12 protein-coding genes and 5 pseudogenes are annotated in these 18142 nt (G+C 61.4%); 9 read left to right on the forward strand and 8 right to left on the reverse strand.

Annotated elements, in window-relative coordinates:
• Positions 1–185: 185 nt before the first annotated feature.
• Positions 186–500 (reverse strand): hypothetical protein, encoded by a 315-nt coding sequence (locus U1701_RS17450; protein WP_332783857.1) that lies wholly within the window; start codon positions 498–500, stop codon positions 186–188.
• Between the two features lie 9 nt (positions 501–509).
• Positions 510–773 (reverse strand): TolC family protein, encoded by a 264-nt coding sequence (locus tag U1701_RS17455; protein WP_332783858.1) that lies wholly within the window; start codon positions 771–773, stop codon positions 510–512.
• Between the two features lie 36 nt (positions 774–809).
• Here U1701_RS17455 and U1701_RS17460 point away from each other — a divergent pair.
• A pseudogene (locus U1701_RS17460) lies at positions 810–1712 on the forward strand (IS481 family transposase).
• Between the two features lie 349 nt (positions 1713–2061).
• Positions 2062–2550, forward strand: coding sequence for a Ros/MucR family transcriptional regulator (locus tag U1701_RS17465; protein WP_332783859.1), 489 nt, complete (start codon positions 2062–2064; stop codon positions 2548–2550).
• Positions 2551–3417: 867 nt separating this feature from the next.
• Here U1701_RS17465 and U1701_RS17470 read toward each other — a convergent pair.
• Together U1701_RS17470 and U1701_RS17475 are read right to left on the reverse strand one after the other, a co-directional pair.
• Positions 3418–3716, reverse strand: a pseudogene (locus U1701_RS17470) (IS66 family transposase); the annotation flags it as partial.
• A gap of 476 nt (positions 3717–4192) precedes the next feature.
• Positions 4193–4432 (reverse strand): helix-turn-helix domain-containing protein, encoded by a 240-nt coding sequence (locus tag U1701_RS17475; protein WP_332783860.1) that lies wholly within the window; start codon positions 4430–4432, stop codon positions 4193–4195.
• Positions 4433–4600: 168 nt separating this feature from the next.
• On the opposite strand from U1701_RS17475, the gene U1701_RS17480 reads away from it, so the two are divergent.
• From U1701_RS17480 to U1701_RS17490, 3 genes and pseudogenes are all read left to right on the forward strand, one after another.
• Complete coding sequence (locus tag U1701_RS17480; RefSeq protein WP_332783861.1) at positions 4601–4993, forward strand: hypothetical protein; 393 nt, start codon at positions 4601–4603, stop codon at positions 4991–4993.
• Positions 4994–5140: 147 nt separating this feature from the next.
• A complete protein-coding gene (locus U1701_RS17485) occupies positions 5141–5314 on the forward strand; it encodes a hypothetical protein (RefSeq protein ID WP_332783862.1) in 174 nt (57 codons plus the stop codon).
• Positions 5315–5408: 94 nt separating this feature from the next.
• A pseudogene (locus U1701_RS17490) lies at positions 5409–5820 on the forward strand (transposase); the annotation flags it as partial.
• Between the two features lie 273 nt (positions 5821–6093).
• Here the strand turns inward: U1701_RS17490 and U1701_RS17495 are convergent.
• On the reverse strand, positions 6094–10140 hold the full coding sequence (locus U1701_RS17495) for a MobA/MobL family protein (protein ID WP_332783863.1): 4047 nt from the start codon (positions 10138–10140) through the stop codon (positions 6094–6096).
• A gap of 400 nt (positions 10141–10540) precedes the next feature.
• Here U1701_RS17495 and U1701_RS17500 point away from each other — a divergent pair, with 400 nt between their 5' ends.
• Both U1701_RS17500 and U1701_RS17505 read left to right on the forward strand, forming a co-directional pair.
• Positions 10541–11455, forward strand: coding sequence for a hypothetical protein (locus U1701_RS17500; RefSeq protein WP_332783864.1), 915 nt, complete (start codon positions 10541–10543; stop codon positions 11453–11455).
• A gap of 212 nt (positions 11456–11667) precedes the next feature.
• Positions 11668–11805 (forward strand): annotated as a pseudogene (locus tag U1701_RS17505) (transposase); the annotation flags it as partial.
• On the opposite strand, the gene U1701_RS18785 reads toward U1701_RS17505, so the two are convergent.
• On the reverse strand, positions 11777–12043 hold the full coding sequence (locus tag U1701_RS18785; RefSeq protein ID WP_443026090.1) for a transposase: 267 nt from the start codon (positions 12041–12043) through the stop codon (positions 11777–11779). The pseudogene U1701_RS17505 and the gene U1701_RS18785 overlap by 29 nt on opposite strands.
• Before the next feature lie 144 nt (positions 12044–12187).
• On the opposite strand from U1701_RS18785, the pseudogene U1701_RS18790 reads away from it, so the two are divergent.
• Positions 12188–12298 (forward strand): annotated as a pseudogene (locus tag U1701_RS18790) (IS5 family transposase); the annotation flags it as partial.
• 15 nt (positions 12299–12313) lie between these two features.
• On the opposite strand, the gene U1701_RS17515 reads toward U1701_RS18790, so the two are convergent.
• Both U1701_RS17515 and U1701_RS17520 read right to left on the reverse strand, forming a co-directional pair.
• Positions 12314–14659, reverse strand: coding sequence for a glycoside hydrolase family 3 N-terminal domain-containing protein (locus tag U1701_RS17515; protein WP_332783865.1), 2346 nt, complete (start codon positions 14657–14659; stop codon positions 12314–12316).
• A 104-nt stretch (positions 14660–14763) separates the two neighbouring features.
• Positions 14764–17148, reverse strand: a complete 2385-nt coding sequence (locus U1701_RS17520) for a TonB-dependent receptor (protein WP_332783866.1) — start codon at positions 17146–17148, stop codon at positions 14764–14766.
• Positions 17149–17395: 247 nt separating this feature from the next.
• Between U1701_RS17520 and U1701_RS17525 the strand changes: the two genes are divergently transcribed.
• Positions 17396–18100, forward strand: coding sequence for a FadR/GntR family transcriptional regulator (locus tag U1701_RS17525; RefSeq protein ID WP_443026091.1), 705 nt, complete (start codon positions 17396–17398; stop codon positions 18098–18100).
• Positions 18101–18142 lie beyond the last annotated feature (42 nt).

Genomic DNA, 18142 nt, shown 5'->3' on the forward strand with positions numbered 1-18142 from the left:
TTCGATGTATGGGCCCGGCTGCAAGTCGTGAGCCCGCACCTTCATCTATCGGGGAACAGCCACCTCCTGCGCTATCGCTGATCGAGGTAACTCGCTCCCGCCATTACCCCATGTTCGTTATTATAACGATGTGCGTCCGCATCGCATCGCAGCGACGCGGACATGCAATAATAGTTACCGGGTAATTATTCCTCGGCTTCGATCTGACCGTAGGATTTGAGATTGGGATCGGGCAGCGGCGGACGGGTGAGTGGGCTGATGGGGAAGGTGGTGCCGGTGGGGGGAGAGGGGTGCAACATCGGCCGCACGAACGGGGGGGGGGCGGTCGCCGGGGGCAGGAGCGGTGCGCCGCTCGGTTTGCTAAGCCGGTCGATCGGCTCTAGGATGATCCGGAACGGGCCGAACTGCCGCGCCCGCGTGCGCCGCAGATTCTTCGCCGCGTCATAGACCGGCACCGCCTGATCGATGACCTTGGCCTGCAGCTGGCCGAGCACGGACAACGGCCTGACCTAGCTGCTGTAGCGCGAATAGCGGGCGTTCGCGACGAGGATCTGGGCGTTGAGCAGCCGCTGTTCCGAATCGAACACCTCAAAATTCGAGCGGAACCCCTCGGCGAAACCACGGCGCACGCCTTCCAGCGCCGAATTGGCCGCACGCACCGCCGAAACGCCCAGTTCGAGTTGGTCGCGCGACGCGATCTGTTTGATCTCGCGGTTTGATGGTGCGATCCTTTCGTTGGAATGGAAGGAAGCCGTATGGGATAAGTACGTCATGGGAGCGCTACGACCACGCACCCCGTCAGAGCAGCAATACAGCGATCGCAGGCTTCGCTCTCGGCGCTGAGCTGAGAGCTGGGGAGCAATCCGAAGACGGTAGCGAAGTGGCGCAAGCGGGCGACGGTTGAGGATATCAAGACCGGCCGGAGGCCCTCACTCCACGACTTTGACCGAGGCCGAAGAGGCAGCGGTCGTCGCATTCCGGCGTCACACATTACTGCCGCTCGACGATTGTCTCTACGCGTCACAGCCGTCGATCCCGCATCTGACACGGTCGGCGCTGCACCCCTGCCTGCAGCGGCACGAAATATCTCATCTGCCATACATTGAGGGGTACAAGCCTAAGCGCCAGCGCTTCAAGCGCTACCCGATCGGCTTCTTCTACATAGATATCGCCGAGGTTCAGACTGCCGAAGGCAAGCTCTACCTGTTCGTCGGCATCGACCGCATCAGCAAGTTCGCCGTCACCCCGTTGGTCGACAAGGCTACCGGCGAACAGCGTGGGAGTTCCTCGAACACCTGCTGAAAGCCGTGGCCTACCGCATCCATACGATTCTGACCGATAACGGCATCCAGTTTGCCGACCAGCCGTGCAATCGTGACACAGCCTGGTCGCGTCAGATGCGTTTCGACATGATCTGCGACGGGAACGACATCGAGCACCGGCTCACCAAGCCGAACCATCACTGGACCAACGGTCCAGTCGAGCGGATGAACCGGACGATCAAAGAGGCGACCGTCAAGCGCTTCCATTACGAGAGCCACGAGCAATTACGGGTGCACCTCGCTGACTTCATGGCAGCCTGCATTTTCGCTCGTCGGCTCAAGACGCTCAGTGGCCTCACGCCTTACAAATACATCGCCCGAACCTGGACGTCAGACCCCGATAGGTTCGTCGTGGATCCGACCCACCAGATGCTGGGACTAAACACCTAGGGGGCTGCGTCGCTTTTGCGGGTAGTAACGATTCGATTCTTCAGCATGCTTTGGCGGAGAACCGTTCGGCGAATTCTCCGTTCACTTCGTAACCTCTCTCGTACAAACAGGGGTCGACGTCATCAGCCTGAAGAATTTGGTGTTCTGGTCAAGGGAGCACCCCTTGGTCGGCGTCCGGCTCAATTCGGGACACTGGCTCCCTCCCATTCGCTGCTGGCAGTATCCATCGAGTATAAGGCCTTTTTAAGCATCTGTTGCATCCTAATGATTGATCCAGCGTTACCAATACCTATGTATCTTAGTGGAACACGAATTTTGTGGCCTCATTTATCTCGAAAGGTGAATTGCCATGCAAGCCAATGCTGTTGAGCTCGCAACCGAACTGACTATTGCTTGGTTGGAAAACCCAAATACGAGAACGTCGGTCGATGACGTACCCGCTTTTCTTCGATCGATGCACGACGCCGTTTCCAAGCTGGGAGATGCCCCGGCCGACGTTTCCCCTCAGGCGAAATCTCCAGAGTACACGCCGGTCGTGTCGGTGCGGAAGTCGTTGGCAGACAAGAATTATATCATCAGTCTGATCGACGGCAAGCCGTATAAAACGCTGCGTCGTCATCTGACGACCCATGGCATGACGCCGGAAGATTACCGCACGCGGTACAATTTGAAGTCAGATTATCCGATGGTGGCTGAGAGCTACAGCGAAAGCCGTCGCGCGATGGCGAAGTCCATCGGCTTGGGCCGCAAGTCAACTGCGAAGGTTGAGGCACCCGCGCCTGCTAAGGCAAAACGCGCTTCGAAGGCTGTGCCCCAGCGCGCAACGCCTGAAGAATGATGGATCAATGCGCTCTGCGGCCATTGATCCCATTCTGCTCCACCCAATTCTGAAAACGCGCTTAAGGACAGTCTTGGCGTCGTTTGTGGGCACGAAGACGCGTTTGCGGTAGGCGATAATTTCGGTGAAGCAACGAGCGATTTGAACCGAACGAGCTGGCCAACGCTAGCTTCGACGATTCCGACTCGAGCATCTTCGTTCAATACAGCGAGGCGCAGCGTAGTCGCAGGGGGTATTGCCATGGCGGCGCTGCGCCCGACCGGACTGAACGTGCCGAGGGCTTCGATCGGTTTGTCATCGGTCGTTTTAAGTCCCAGCCCCACATTTCGCTTGACGACGTGCAATTAAAGACGAAATGGCTCAATTAGCCATCCTTTGCCTTTAAGATAATGCGGCCATTGGCCGTTTTAGAAGCGGCATGACGACCGACATCCTCAAGTAACGAAATGTCTAGGAAGTTTTGTCATTAACTAAGGCGCGGTCTGCATCACCCGTTCCGACTTGCCTACCTGGTAGCGGGCTTCAGCTCAGGCTATCCGCAAGTTCGCGAGCTGTAACGCTGATAGGCCGAAGCGCGTCGGAACCGCAGTCCCCAATTCAAACGGCGCTACGCCGGAACTGGGGTGCGCGGCCGCTGGGCTAGGGAGGGTGCGAACAACGTGGGGATGGCGAAAGAACGGCCGGTTGCAAGGGCCTGCACAAAGGCCGTAGCTGCCCCGAAGGCGCGAGCACCGCTCGCGACTATGGCACAAACCTCAGCGCTGAATTCGTTAAACCTAACGATCGTAATGCAACGAACATGAGCGACAGCGTGCCACTGCCGAATAGGCGTAAGCGCTGTTATTCCACCACGCGGGCTGCGTAGGTTCATGGCATAAGGTCGCCGATGGCATTGATACGATGGCCCTCGGCGAGGCGCGTGAGAGTGTCAGCGAGCCAGGCGTGTGGGTCGACGCGGTTCAACTTGGCGGTTTCGATGAGCGAGGCGATAATTGCCCAGTTGTTCCGCCATCGTCGGAGCCTGCGAAAAGAGCGTTCTTGCGGTTGAGGGTCAGCGGCCGGATGCTGCGCTCGACGATGTTGGAATCCAGTTCGACACGTCCGTCGTCGAGGAAGCTGCAGAGGCCGTCCCAGTGGCTCAATGCATAGCGGATAGCCTCGGATAGGTCATGGACCTCGCCGTTCAGTATGGCGGGCAAATCCTGGGGCTTGCCGCCGTGAAGATGCTGCAGCGCCAACGTGATCGGACCAGCATCGGTGCCACCCGGGCGAGAGGAACCCAACAGCCAGTGCTCGATAAGCGCCGGCGCCGCCGTCTCGACAAGCTCTCTGCCCACATCGCTTTCGAGCAGGCTGAGGATGTCTCGCAGACCATGGCCTGGGGTCCGGCAGGCATCGTCTTTCTTGGCAATCGCGGGTGAATGGCGCATGGGAAAAGCCTTGAACGAAACGCGAACTTCGCAGAGCCTGGTTCGGATTTCGGCTTCCCGCAACATGAGATTGGAGAGCTCAGCGTTTTTTGCGGAGGCATTTACTTTGTGTTAATATATCTAGTCGCTTTCCGGTAGGCTGAAGATGTAGTCCATTGTCGCAAGCGATAAGGGTGGCTTTGCATCCTGAAGACGCCACCCCCGCCGCCGTGTCAGCCAAACTCCTCAAGATCGTCTACGGTCAGGCGGACTAGATTCTTCACGATCAGGTGAGCCGCCATATTGCTACGGTTATTCACGCCCAACTTCATTTTAACATTGGTAATGTGCTGTTCTACCGTGCGCGGTGATATGGAAAGACCCCGGCTGATCTGTTTGGCTGTAAACCCAAGCAGGATCCATCGCGCAACCTCCAGTTCGCGTTCGGTCAAGTTGTAACGGCGCTTGTTCATCATAATTTCCTAAATCCTTTAAGAGACCAGGAAACCTGAGGAGCTTCATCAGAACGGCTTCGTTCTGTCGGCTTAGCCTTTTCTCACTAGGTAAATATACGGATGCGGCGGATGGCCGCATCGACAAGATGGTCCTGCGAACCGCCGTTCGGTTCCGTGGGAGCAGGCATGACGAAATCAACAGGGCCTATCCACGATGGTGTCAGCGATCACCTGCTGGATCTTCTTCGCGACGCCGCCTCCGGGTCTTCTGACTTTGTGGACGTCATTCTCGACACGCCTGGCATTGGCGGCCGCTTTGGCGGCGTCGACGGACGAGCCACCCTGATCGAGATCATGCGGACCTTGGTGGTCCTGATAGGATCGGAAGAGGCGGCGGTCGAGTGGTTGTTCAACTCGCGTGGATACACGGAAGCCGTTGGCGACGATGCGTATCTTGCGCTGGAGAATGGCGACTTTTGGTCGCTGACGGTGATGGAGGACTGGCTGAAGATCCTTGTAAAGCACAGGCTGGACTGCCCGGTGCTCATCGATGCCATCTTTGGCCAGTCGACGGCGTGAAGCCGGTCGCGCCGTCGCGGGGGATAGGGATGTCGCTCGACCGTCCCCTGGGAAGATAGATCGTCGTTCAGGGACTGCCGGTCCCCAGCAGGCTAAGCCCGTATGATATTCCATATGTGTCGTGTTTGACGATGTTAGGATCAGGGCATGGCTAAAACCAGCAAGGGCCACGCGAAAGTCGCTATCGTGCAAAACGGTGCCGCTGTGACCGTCCGCATCAAAGGTACGATCACCAAACGGCAAGCCACCGATATCGTAGATCAGGTCGAGATGATCGCAGGCATCAAGTTGGCGAGCGGCCGCGGATTTGATCCGGCATGAGGCCGAGTTGTAGCGCTGTAACTCGGCGTTCGGAGATCGGGGAGTGTCGGTATTTCCGTGTCCGGGCGGGTATAACGGGTAAAAGGGGCCTGATATGCCTCGACGCAAAGAACCTGCGATCCCCAACGAGCTTCTCAACCAGCTGCTGGCGGGCAGCGGTGCCAGTGCGGCGTTTGAGTAAGGTGGCCTACTCGATTCCCGGAAGAATGCGCTCACGGAACGCGCCTTGAACGCGGAGATGGATCACCACCTCGCCGGCAGGACGGTGCCGGCAATACACGCAACGGCTGCGGCCGGAAGACCGTGATGACCGACACCGGCAAGATGGCTTGTCGACGTGCCGCGCAACCGGCGGTCGAGCTTCGACCCGCAGCTGATTGCCAAGTACCAGCGCCGTTTTCCGGGGTTCGATGAGAAGATCGTGTCCATGTACGCGCGCGGCATGAGCACCCGCGAGATCACCTGGCATCTTCATGATCTGTACGGCATCGACGTGTCGTCCCGAATATGTCGTCCATCCCACCGGCGGGGTAACAGAGGAAGAGGATAGCTTAACCCAGCTGCCAAACTGTCCAGTCAAGCGGGACCGCCTCACCCCTGCGCCTCTGCTTACGGCCCGTACAGCACAGGCGCGCGACACCGCGCGCCGCCCAATGGCGTCGCAGATCCGCCCGTAAGGACCGGAACGCCTCGACCAAGATCTCCTGCTTTCCCGCGTTCGACCATCTGACGTTGCAAATCGAGAGTTTCTGCCGAACCACCGGATTTACTTGACGTGTTTATCTACCATTCCGACTGCCATCTGCGTTAGTTACCAGATTAACTACCGGCAAATCATAGCCCTTAGCATCTTCAAATTGAACAACTGGCTTCACCCGCACCCAATCAATTGGTTCCCGCGTCTGAAGTACGTACTGAACATTTTTGGCGATCTGGCTCAGCAATCGAAAACCGATTTCCGTATCTGCCAGCTTACGTATATCGGCCAGCATCGTCTCCGACCTCAGACTGACGTTCAGATCGTCTCCATCGAACCGTAGCACCGCTGATTGTTCGGCGAGGTACCTGATTACGATCTTTGCCCATTCGTTATAATCCCGTTGCTCGCTGTCGGATAGCGATCGATAGGCAGCACTCACGGACACCTTCCTGCGAACTGCTTCAATGCTCACACCAAGTGCATTGGATGTGTCTTGTCCGCCCGGTGGCGCCCCCGACTTGATCGCTTTTTCCTTCCTTGGGGTAACTGAAGGACCAGTCGTGGCGACCGCAACGTGCACGCAATCCGGGCTAGACGCCGCGAGATCCGTCGGCGGTGCTTCGTCGAGCGCAGGTGCGTCAAGATCTCGGGGCGGCGACGCCACCTTCGTCCCGCCCGCAAGGGCGTCGGGTCGGTGAGCCTCTTCGACCACCCGCGGCTCGTGCCATTCAGACGCGGCTTTAGCCACTAACCCCTCGGGTTTCCGATTGCGTGTTGCAGCCCGAACAGGATCGGCTTTTCGCCCGGAGCGCAGGTTTGTACCGATAACTGCGTCAGGTTCATCGGTACCGACTGAGGGCTGAAGATCCCCTCGAGACTGCGAATTGGATACTCCCCGGCCGCTGCTTTCAGCAACGTGGTCGCCGGCTGGCTTTCCCGGAATGGTGGTCGGGGCAGCGGATTCGGCTTGCGCTGCACCGAGACGGACACTTGGCGGGGATGGCGGCAACGGCTCCAGGCTACGCAAGCTGGGTATCGTTGATAGTCCTTGCACTCGCGACAACAAGGGCGCTCGTGAAAGGCTGAGGTGTGGCCCGTCCGGTAAGTAAGGTAGAGTCTGGCTCGCCAGGAAAGGATAAGCGCCATTTCGTCGCGTCGGGGCGCCTACGCGTTTTGCCTCGTCTACTCCTGCGGCGTTGCGAACCGGCGGGGTCGGAGCATCGAGGTTTGCAGCGACCTCGCTGGCCCGATCCGCTCGCGCCGTGTCTTCTCGCTGAAGCAAGGCGCCGGATTTCGTCGCTGCCGACCCGTCATCGGCGGCAGGCGCAGGGACCGCTTTTACAACCGCTGGCGTTGTGGCGGCGGAATCCCGGCCATGCCCGACCATCGCCTCCGCGTTGGCCGTCAGGACCTCTTCCCGCTTGGGTCCGGTCGAACGTGGGGCATCGGACGTAGGCAGGCTTGCGTTGATCCTTGCGCCAGTGCCACTGGGTTCTGTGATTGGCGATATCGAGACGGCGCTTGAAGGCGACGCTGCCGTGACCAGGATTGGGGTTCGCGCATCGCTTGCTGCGGATATCGAGGCGGAGACAGACGCGGCCTTATTGCCCGGCTTGGCGACCAAGAGGCTGTGATCCCTGCCGATCGGATCGATCCATGGGGCATTGGCAAGCCGATCGTGTCGAGGAACCAGCCTCTGTATCTGGGCTTTCATTTGTGCCTTCTCGAGAGATCTCAAGAAGCGCGGATGATTGCGATAGACGGCGTACAGGCTCTTTATCGAGACCAGCTCAGCAGCTTCGTCGGACCGGCGAGCTGCAACCAGGGCATCAGGCCCGTGTTGCTCCATGAACTTGATCAAGCGGCCAACCTCGGTGCCTTGTAGCTTGATTAGGCGAAACATCGCCGCATCGATCCGTCCGGCAAACTGCGGATTACGAAGGACTGCATTGTCCAAGGGTCCGAGACCCAAGGGCTGGATCCTGTCGGCATTGTCGCGGATCAGATACACCAAAGGCCACCCTGCGGTCGCGGCCTCTTTCTGCGACCCGGTTCTCATATACTCGAGCAGAGCATCAACATGACGGTGACCGGTCAGCGGATCGGGATACTTCCTCGACGGCAGAGCTGTTCCTGTTCTCCAATCAACACGCATCCTCTCATCAGCACGGGCCTTTTCAGCTCGCCGCTCCTTCAGGATCTGCTCTGCCTGGGCGGAAAATAGGCGAAGATTGGACTCTGCCGCAGCGACCTGCTGGCGATAGATTTCGACGTCGGCTGCCCATGGTTCGATCGCCTCGGCAATTTCTGACAAATGACATCCGGCGAGTAGGTGGCGGTGCCGGATGTAGCGCTCGTTCCGCCGATCTTCGGGCTTTGCATGCCCTGCATCGATCGCCTCGATTAGCCGCGTGGTGTTCTTCAACAGACGCCTCGCAGCAGACTCAGCTTCCGCCCTCATCGCATCCAGCCGATCGATCGCCAGCCGTCCCTCCAGTGCCTCGTCGCCGGCGGTAACCCAAGCTCCGATCAGCGCCTCCAGACGACCGTCGCTGTCATTGTTCCCGACACTGTCGATGTCTGCACTGCGTCGCATACTTTGAACGGCGAGACCGCGGTCATATCTCCGTGTGAGTCCTGCACGGTCTAGCTCGCGATAAATGGAAGACCAGCCGTTTATCGCGTTGGCGATGTCGATCTCGACAGGCACTCCTGCGGCCACAAGACGCGCGGCGGCTGAGCCTAGATGCCGAGCTGGTTGCCGGTCGATCCCTATCTCTACATAGGTTCGCGGATCGTACGAACGATCACTCTTCCGGGCAGTCAATCGTTCGTTCACATGCTCGGCATACCGCATACGTAGCGCTCTCATGTCCTCCGCCGCCAAGGCATTATGGTGCGAGCTTGACCACTTTTCGACGGTAATTGCACCTAAGCCTACGGCGATCTCACCCGGCCGCAACTTCGGAGGCTCACCGGGCTTCGCATCAAATTTCCAGCTTCCGTCCGGGGCCAGCGTGCAACGCCCGAGATACATGATGAAATGGATGTGATAGTTGCGCCGATCGTTGTTCTTGTCGGGCACATGAACGACGATCGTGTAGCGAACGCCGAGGCTGTCGAGATCGGCGGCGAGCTTGCCTACAATGGCTGCGATATCGGCCTCGTCGCACTCCGCCGGTATCTCCACATCGAACTGCTCCTGCACCCGCCCGGCGCGCGGTTTGGGGTAGTGGATCATCCGCTCCGACCGGGAGCTACCGAACCTGTTGCCGAGTTCCAGAGCCCAGTCGACATGTGTCGCCTTATCGAGTTCGATGACCTGACCAGAGCGCTTGCCGCCCGCCTTGCCGTCGTTGGCACCGCCAGATGCTGCCAACTCCTGACTGATCGTCCGAGCAGCAATCGCCACGGGCGCAGGCGTAGCAGGATCCGCCGCGACAGCCCCCCATTCCGATGCGGATCCACGCTCGGCGAACAGTTCTACCCGCTGTGCCCCTGCGGTTCTCGCAGCGGCCCAACACTGCCTCCAGAAGTCTTCTCGCTCCGCAGCGATGGCGCTGATATTCGATGCAACGAGGACGGCACGCGACGGGTCATTGACCGGGTCGACATCATTCTCGGAACCTTGTTTGGGTTCTTCGAGATAGCGCTCGAATTGCGCCGCGGACACGGGCTGCAGCTTCGGCTCATCCGACACATAGCGTTCAAATCTCGTGGCCGGATCGAGGCCGCCACCGGATCCGCTCGACGCTTTCCCCGTAGCGATCTTCCCGGTGCCGCCAGAGGGCCGCTGTTTGCTCGCTCGTTTCCCCCTGAAGTGAAAACTGGTAGCCCCTGACGACGAACGCGGACGTCCGTCGGGCGGTGCGGCATAGCGCAGATCGATCGGTTGACGCCATGGACTGCCGCCGGCGCGTCCTTCGCTCCCCTTGCGCTCTTTGACGACTTTGATCCGGCCATGTTTGACCGTACCGGAAAGCGCTTCCTCATCCTTGCGGACGAGAAACCGTCGGAGCGCTTCTGTAAGATGTACGACCGACGATGGGACGGGCACGGGAAAGATCCAGCTGTTAATTTCGCGATGAGTCTGGATCGCTTTCGAGCGGGAGGGAAGCCCCCCCACGTGACCCTCCCCCAAGTCGGCCTGACGCCTTCCGGAGGCATCGCCGGAGGACCCCGTCCCGCTCTGCGGGGAGGAACAACCGCCCGGACCGGGCAGCCGCTTCTTCGCGCTGATTTGACGGTAAGCGTCACCTCATCGACGCAACGCTAACCCGGACGCCGCGGCGGACGAGTTAGCATTATTGCGCGAATATCTTCTATTTCTTCCCCCTACGTACACGCGCAGGCGTACAGGTGCGCGCGGCGCATCCGTGTGCATGCATGCGTGTGCGCTGCGTGGGTGCGCGCGCCTGCGCGCTACCATCGTGATTCCGGGTTACCCACTACGTGCTCGACAAGTCGGGCCATCGTCATGGCACAGGAACGTCGAAGATCGACGTCCGCGACCATGGAGCATGACGATGGAGATCAAGTTGCAAGGGCTCAGCCCGGACGTTCGCGAGGCGCTCGCCAAGGTCGCGGCACAATTAAGCGTGCAGGCCCGTGAGGACCCGGGCTCAATTAATCGGCTGGCCGAGTTGTTCGAGCGTGGCCCTCGCGAGGACGAATTGTTCGGGCTGCTGCTCGACCTGGTGCCCGCCGAGGTCGACGTCGATGTGTGGCTCGCCTTGCTCGATGGCGGCATGACCGTGCCGCCGTCGGCGAAACTCCGCGACCCGGACGCCGGACGCAAACCGTCGGCGCGCGGGGCTCATGTCTCGGCGGTTCGCCGCAGGGACGAGCTTCAACGGCAGGTGGAGATCACCGAGGCCAAACTCGCTGAGATGAAGGACGTGCTGGCAGAAGCCGAGCAATCGGTGAAGGATGCCGATCACCACCTTCGTCAGGTAGTTGCCGTGCGCATGATCAACGACTTCACGCACCGGACGGCAGGCCTGTTCGGCATGGGGCCAGCGTGGACGCTGATGCGCGTGGTTTCAGGGTACGTCCGCGTTGATTCCCGGCGCCTCGACGAACTCGATCCCGGAGCTCGCGGCAAGGTCGATGACCTCGTCGCGACCGGCAAGCCAGACAGCGCGGAGATGCTCGACCTGCTGGATTTGTACGCCGGTGATGTTCTTCTTGAGCTGCGTCTCAGATCTGCCATCCTCTCGGCACTGCGCAAGCACCACGAGCCGATTGAGAAGGAGCTTGCGGATCGGACGAGCAGCATGAAGCCGCTCAGCCCTGCGGCAAAGCGCGTCCGCCGCAAGGCCGAGGAGCGCAACGTCAGCCTCCGTGCAGGCGATGGCATCATGAGTGACCGCCATGATGTGCTGCGAGGGCTGAACGATCGAGCCGAACATGAGGATTGTGGTGGTGCTAAAAGTGGTTAGCGCTGCGCACATCACGACGTTGCCCGCGCGACGCGTAGAGGCGACAGCTGAGTCCATGAAGATCAGCCGAATTCAGAACCCTCTCATCGCCACACTGATCAGGGAAGCGACCCACCACATCTGATCCATGACCGACCATGCCAAGACCAATGTGATCTTCCCTCGGTTTGACGGACACCGATGATAGGCTCTGTGGAGCCAGGAGGTGTATTATGGCGATTACGACGAAGCGTCGGTTCACGGACGAGTTCAAGCGCGAAGCGGTGGCGCTGTGGGAGACGAGCGGTCGGATGCAGACCGAGGTGGCCGCCGAGTTGGGGATCATGCCGACGATGTTGCGTCGTTGGCAGCGCGACCACGCCCAAAGGTTCGGGCGTCGCCGATAGCCGCCACCAGCGCGGTTGCATTTAGCGCACCTATGCCAGGGATGGTGAGCAGGCGCCGCGCTCGCTCGTCTGTGCGAGTAGCCTCGGTGAACTCAGCATTGAGATCTTCAATCCGCTCGTCGAGGGGAACCCAGCGTAAGCGCATGTCGCTCACCAGCCGGTGAATGCGCGGGCCAAGCACTGGTTCGTCACCTACGAGCATGTCGCCCAGCGGGAAGGCGAACTTTGCACGCCCCTGTGGGACGATTTAACCGCGCTCGAGGAGGGGGCTCCTGATCTGGTTCATCAACGAGGTGCGGTCCCCGACGAACTAGTCGCGGATGCGGTGCAGCGTCTGCATATCGAGTTGTTCGGCCGCCTGAAAGACTGGCGCCGCATCGCTACCCGCTATGATCGATGCCCAACGGTCTTCTTTTCCGCCATCGCCCTCGCTGCCACCGTCATCTTCTGGCTATGACCAATGAGTCCTGACCTAGTTCCAGCCCCTGACCGTCCGCGGCTGTCCGGCAACGGCGATCGTGGCGTGATTGGTCGTGTTCGAGCTCGACCCTACCCACACGTCGAACGTGCCGGGATCGACCACCCAATCCTTCACCGCGGCATTCCAGTAGCGCACGCTGGTTTCGTCGAGCGGAAAGCTGATCGTGCGGCGTTCGCCCGGCTGCAACGTGATCCGCTGAAATCCTTTCAATTCGCGCACCGGACGCGAGGCGCGACCCGCCCGCTGGTGGATGTACAATTGGACCACCTCGTCGCCGGTACGGTTGCCGGTGTTGGTGACGGTGGTGGACACGCTGATCGTTCCGCCGGGGGGCAGGGTGGCCTTGTCGAAGGCGGGAGGCGCGATGGCAAAGCTGGTATAGCTCAGGCCGTACCCGAATTCGAACTGCGGTGTCGATGGAATATCCCAATACCGCTTGCCCTGATCCTTGGGCGCATGGGTGGTATTGTGCGCATAATAGATCGGTACCTGCCCCACGGTCCGGGGCCAGGTGATCGGCAGCTTCCCGCCTGGATTCACGTCGCCGAACAATGCCCGCGCGATCGCGGTGCCGCCGCGCGTGCCGCCATACCAGGCATGCAGGATGGCGGGCGCACGATCCTGCACGTCGCCCAGCTCGAGTGGGCGGCCGCTCATCGTGACCACCACCACCGGTTTGCCCAGCGCCATGACCGCAGCAAACAGTGTCAACTGATCCCCAGGCAGCTTGAGATCGGAACGCGAGGCGCCTTCGCCACTCATATCCTCGGCCTCGCCCATCGTGAGCACGATCAAGTCTGATTTCCGCGCGAGTGCCACCGCGCGATCGAATTCATTCCGGGTCCTTGCCGCGTCCCAGCGCGGCTCGGGCTTGGCGGTGCCGGGAATTGCGATGGCGTCGAACATGGAGGGCACGGCGCGCTTGAGCTGGACGCCGGGCGCGGTCTCGACCGTCGCCATGCCGCCCAGGCGATCGCGGACACCCTCGAACGGCGTGACGGTTTCGGGAAGGTCATATTGGAACGACCAGGGGCCGAGCATGTCGCGTTTCGAATGCGACGTCGCGCCGATCACCGCGACACGCTTCTGCGCGGCGGGGACGAGGGGCAGTGCCTTGCCGTTGTTCTTCAGCAGCACCAGCGCGCGTTCCGCGGCGACCTGCGCGATCTGGCGATGCGCGGGATCGGACAGCGTGGCCCTGGCGGCGGTTTCATCGACGAAGGGGTTTTCGAACAGGCCCATCGCGAACTTGGCGGTCAGGATGCGGCGCACCGATCGGTCCAGAATCGCCACCGGCAGCTTGCCCGCGCGCACCGAAGCGGCCAGCGTCTCGGCCGAGGCTGCGGGACCGAAGGACATCTCCATGTCGTTGCCCGCACTGACACTGCGCACCGCGGCATCTGCATCGTCGCGGGCGAAGTTCTGGACGACCTGGTTCTTCGTGCCGTTCGCGTCCGACACCACCCAGCCGGTGAAGCCCATCTGCCCGCGCAGGACGTCGGTCAGCAGCCATTTGTTACCGACCGCGGGAATGTCGTTGAGGTCCATGTACGCGCTCATCACGTTGCCGGCCCCTACCTGCACCGTGGCGGCAAAGGGTGGCAGAATGACGTTGTAGAGCTGCGAATCAGAAATATAGACGCTGTCATAGTCACGGCCGCCCTCGGCGGCGGCATAGCCGGCGAAATGCTTCGGGCCGGCGATGATATGGCCGGGGGTGCCGATCGCCGGACCCTGGAAGCCTCGCACCTGCGCCCGTGCCATCGCGGCGCCTAGGAACGGGTCCTCTCCGTTCCCTTCGACGATGCGGCCCCAGCGGGGATCGCGCGCGACGTCGAGCATCGGCGAGAACGCCCAATGGATGCCGACCGCGCGAGCCTCCGCCGCCGCGACCGCCTGCGCCCGCTCCACGCCGGCCGGGTCCCAGGATGCGGCGTTGGCGAGGGGGACCGGAAAGATCGTGCGGAACCCGTGGATGACGTCATAGCCGAAGATCAGCGGGATCTTGAGCCGCGTTTCCTCGACCGCGACCTTCTGCAGCCGGTTGATGATCGCAGGGTCGGTAACGAACAACAGCGATCCGACCTTGCCGCTGCGGACCGCCGCCGCGAAGGGCGTAAATTCACCGAACATGAACTGCTGCGATATCTGTCCGGCCTTTTCCTCCAGCGTCATCGCCTTCAGCAGCGCATCCGCGCGCTGTTCGGGAGTCAGCGCGGCGCTCATCCAGCGCTGCGACGGCGCCGCGGCCCCCTGCTGCGCGACGACGCCGGCACCGGCCAGGGTCATGGCCGCGACCCCGGCGAGTGCCCATCCGGCCAACCGTACCTTGCGCATTCCAATACTCCCCTGGAGACATGATTGCCGAACGCGCAATCCGGTAAACCGTTCGTTCCGTGGAGGCATCATCCCCGCATATCGCTATGCGGGGCGACCCTTCGTCAGAAACCCACGCGCGTCCGCACCCCGAAATAGCGGCGCGAATTACGCGGCAGGAGCTGCGCTACTGCCTGGTTGCCGGAGCTGCCGGTGTAGCCCAGCGAGGTCGCATATTCTTGGTCGAACAGGTTGTTGACGAACAACGCCACGCGGAAGTTGCCGTCGCGGCGACCATCGATGCCGATGCTGCCGTTCACCACGCCATAGGCCGGCTGAAAGGATACCGGGCTGCCGAGGAGGTCGAGCTTGACCCGGCTCTGGTGCGCAAATTCCGCGGTGACGAAGCCGTCGAACGGCATCGCCGGCAGTTCGACATCATATGTCGCCGCGATGTTGTATTTGAACTTCGGCGCGTTGGCGAGTTGTGCGCCGGCCAGGTTCTGGAATGTCGTCGTACCCACGGGCAAGCAGCCCTGAGCCGCCGTCTGGCCGCCGAAGCACGGCGCGTTGGGGAATTCGCGGATCTTCGCATCGGTATAAGCCGCCGATGCATCGATGCGCAGCAGTCGCACCGGCTTGGCGGACAGTTCCGCCTCGACGCCGCGGCTGCGCAGCTTGCCGACGTTGCTCAGTTGCGGGTTGATCGTGCCGTCCGGCAGCGTGACCCCGCCCTGTGCCTGGAAATCCTTGAAGTCGGTCCAGAAGCCCGTGACGTTCAGCTGGACCTTGTTGTCGAGAAAGCGGCTCTTCACGCCGATTTCATAGGCGTTACTGGTTTCCGGTCGCACCGGATTGGCCGCGCGGGCCGGGTTAAATCCGGTGCTGATGTCAAAGCCCTGACCCTTGTACCCAGTGGAATAAGACGCATAGGCCATGACGCCGTCCGACAGGTCCTGCCGCAGCGACACCTTGTAGGTCACCTGATTGTCGCTGTCCGTGCCGCTACACTGGACCAGGCACGTGGCGTTGTTGGCGACCGGAACCGCGCCCGCCGTCACGTTCTGGAAGGTCGCGCCGATCGTCTCGCGGTTGAAGCGCAGCCCGCCGTCGATATGCGTCGTGTCGGTGATGTCGTAGGTCAATTGCCCGAAGGCGGCGAGCGTCTCCGTGCTCGCGCTGGCGACCCACGCCGTGGCGGCGTTCGGTCCGCGGCTCAGATCGCGATTGGTGTCGCCGTTCGAATAGAACAACGCGAACAGGTAATCGAGCTTGCGACTGCCGGAGGATACGAGCCGCAGTTCCTGCGTGAAGTTCCTGGCATGGAAGCTCGCCCGTGCCGCCGATCCGTTCGGCAATATGGTGCTGGCCGGGTTCGTCGGCACGAGCAGGGTTGGCGAGCCGAGCGTGTCGAGATCCTCGACGAAGCGGAACCGCCAATCCTGGTAAGCGGTGATCGAGATCAGATTGGCGGCGCCGAGATCGAGCGCCGCGCGACCGGTGAACATCGCCTGCTTGCTGCGGTTCTCGGGCTCCGTATCCAGCCTGATCCGATAATTGTTGTCCGATGGCGTGATGCCGACGATCGAGGCCGCGACCGGGGCACCGAATACCGTCGCACCCGGATTGACGCTGCGGAAGGTGCGGACCTGCCCGTCCGTTTTGGTGTTGGTATAGGATCCGGTCAATGCGATGTTGAGATTGCTGGTCGGGTCGAGATCGACCCGCGCGCGCGCGCCATAGCTGCGCTCGCCGTTCAGTTTGTTGCCGGTGTTCAGGTTGCGGATATAGCCATCGCGATCGTCGTAGAACGCGTTCAGCCGAAACCCGGCGCCTGCCGAGAGCGGACCCGAGATCATCCCTTCGACGCGATACTGATCGTCGGTGGTGGCGACCGCCCCGACCAATCCGGTCAGCGTCGATGTCGGTCCCTGCGTCACGATGTTGATGACACCGGCAGCGGCGTTCTTGCCGAACAGCGTGCCTTGCGGCCCGCGCAGCACTTCCAGGCGGGCGATATCGTTGAGCCCGGAAAACGCCTGTGCCTGCTGCAGCAGCGCGACATCGTCCACCACGATCGCCACGCTGGGCTCGATGCCGATGCTGAACGAGAAGGTCCCGATCCCGCGCAGGTTGATGCTGTTGCCGGTCGCGTTCGTGTTTTCGGTGATGGTCAGGCTGGGCGACACGCGTGCCACGTCGGTGATGGCGGCCACGCCGCGGGCCTCAAGCTGGTCCGCAGTGATGGCGGTGACCGCAACCGGCACGGACTGCAGGCTCTGCTCGCGCTTCTGGGCGGTGACGACGATGTCTTCCAGCGCGCCATCGTCCTGCGCGGCGGGCGTCTCCGACGTGTTGGACCCTTGTTGCTGCCCCGCAGGCGCTAGCGGGCTGGCGACCGGATCGGTCGGCGTGGGCGGCGCCGGGGCGATGCCACCGGTCTGTCCAAATGCCGGTGCAGCCAGGCTGACCAACGCAGCGGATGCCAAAAGAACGTGCCTGACGTGCATGAGACCTCTCCTGATTCGCCAACCTCTAATGCCGGATGGGCGTTATCTGTCCGACCAATTCATCAGATTTGTGGGAAAGTCAACGGGTGCTGTCGTGTCGAGCAACGCACCAGCTGTGGCATCTTGCAAATCCTATGGTATTGGTCGGTCAGCTTTTAACCACGAGTATCTGTACATGGCGACACGCCTGACTGCGGCAGCGGCCTCCATGACGAACAGCGGGCGGCTTTACCAACGGCTTGCGCGGATGTTGATCGATGACATCGCGGCGGGGCGCTACAAGGTTGGCGATCGGCTACCCGCCGAACGCGAACTGTCGACCGAACACAATGTCAGCCGCCCCGCGGTGCGCGAGGCGCTGATCGCGCTGGAGGTTCAGGGGTATGTCGAGGTCCGCGTCGGCTCTGGGGCGTTCGTCCGCCGGTTGCCTGGCGACAGCGAGGACCGGCCCGAATTCGCGATAACCGCATTCGAGCTGACCGAAGCCCGCATGGTGTTCGAAGGCGAAGCGGCGGCACTCGCCGCTGTTCATATCGGCGATGATGAACTGACGGAGTTGGCCGGGCTAGTCGAAGAAATGCGGGGCGCGCCCTTCGATCGGGCGGAAGATGCCGACCGCGCGTTTCACTTCTTGATCGCAAAGGCGACGCGAAACAGCGCGGTTCAGATAACGATCGAAGATTTCTGGCATGTCCGCGCGACTTCGCCCGAATGTCTGCTGCTGCATCACAAGGCTCGCACCGCGAATGTCCGGCCGGTGGTCGAGGAGCATAGCCGGATCATCGCGGCGTTGCGTGATCGTGATCCGGCCGCGGCACGTGTCGCGATGCGCGCGCATCTTGCCGCGGTCATGGACCACCTGTTGTTTACGACGGAGGAGCAGGCGGTCGAAGAGGCGCGCAGGGCCGTCGCCTCCACTCGCGCGCGATACCGCGCGGCGGCGCACGTCTAGCCGGGACACGACCATAATCGGCCGGTCCAGATATCATCACTG

This window comes from Sphingomonas rhamnosi, assembly GCF_036663615.1.
In the GTDB taxonomy this organism is placed as follows: Bacteria; Pseudomonadota; Alphaproteobacteria; order Sphingomonadales; family Sphingomonadaceae; genus Sphingomonas.

What these genes read in the sequence shown, in the direction of transcription:
- U1701_RS17475 (WP_332783860.1), bottom strand. Translation starts at nt 4,432, where the DNA reads ATGAACAAGCGCCGTTACAACTTGACCGAACGCGAACTGGAGGTTGCG.
- U1701_RS17485 (WP_332783862.1), top strand. Translation starts at nt 5,141, where the DNA reads ATGGCTAAAACCAGCAAGGGCCACGCGAAAGTCGCTATCGTGCAAAAC.
- U1701_RS17480 (WP_332783861.1), top strand. Translation starts at nt 4,601, where the DNA reads ATGACGAAATCAACAGGGCCTATCCACGATGGTGTCAGCGATCACCTG.
- U1701_RS17520 (WP_332783866.1), bottom strand. Translation starts at nt 17,148, where the DNA reads ATGCACGTCAGGCACGTTCTTTTGGCATCCGCTGCGTTGGTCAGCCTG.
- U1701_RS17455 (WP_332783858.1), bottom strand. Translation starts at nt 773, where the DNA reads ATGACGTACTTATCCCATACGGCTTCCTTCCATTCCAACGAAAGGATC.
- U1701_RS18785 (WP_443026090.1), bottom strand. Translation starts at nt 12,043, where the DNA reads ATGCTCGTAGGTGACGAACCAGTGCTTGGCCCGCGCATTCACCGGCTG.
- U1701_RS17465 (WP_332783859.1), top strand. Translation starts at nt 2,062, where the DNA reads ATGCAAGCCAATGCTGTTGAGCTCGCAACCGAACTGACTATTGCTTGG.
- U1701_RS17515 (WP_332783865.1), bottom strand. Translation starts at nt 14,659, where the DNA reads ATGCGCAAGGTACGGTTGGCCGGATGGGCACTCGCCGGGGTCGCGGCC.
- U1701_RS17500 (WP_332783864.1), top strand. Translation starts at nt 10,541, where the DNA reads ATGGAGATCAAGTTGCAAGGGCTCAGCCCGGACGTTCGCGAGGCGCTC.
- U1701_RS17525 (WP_443026091.1), top strand. Translation starts at nt 17,396, where the DNA reads ATGTTGATCGATGACATCGCGGCGGGGCGCTACAAGGTTGGCGATCGG.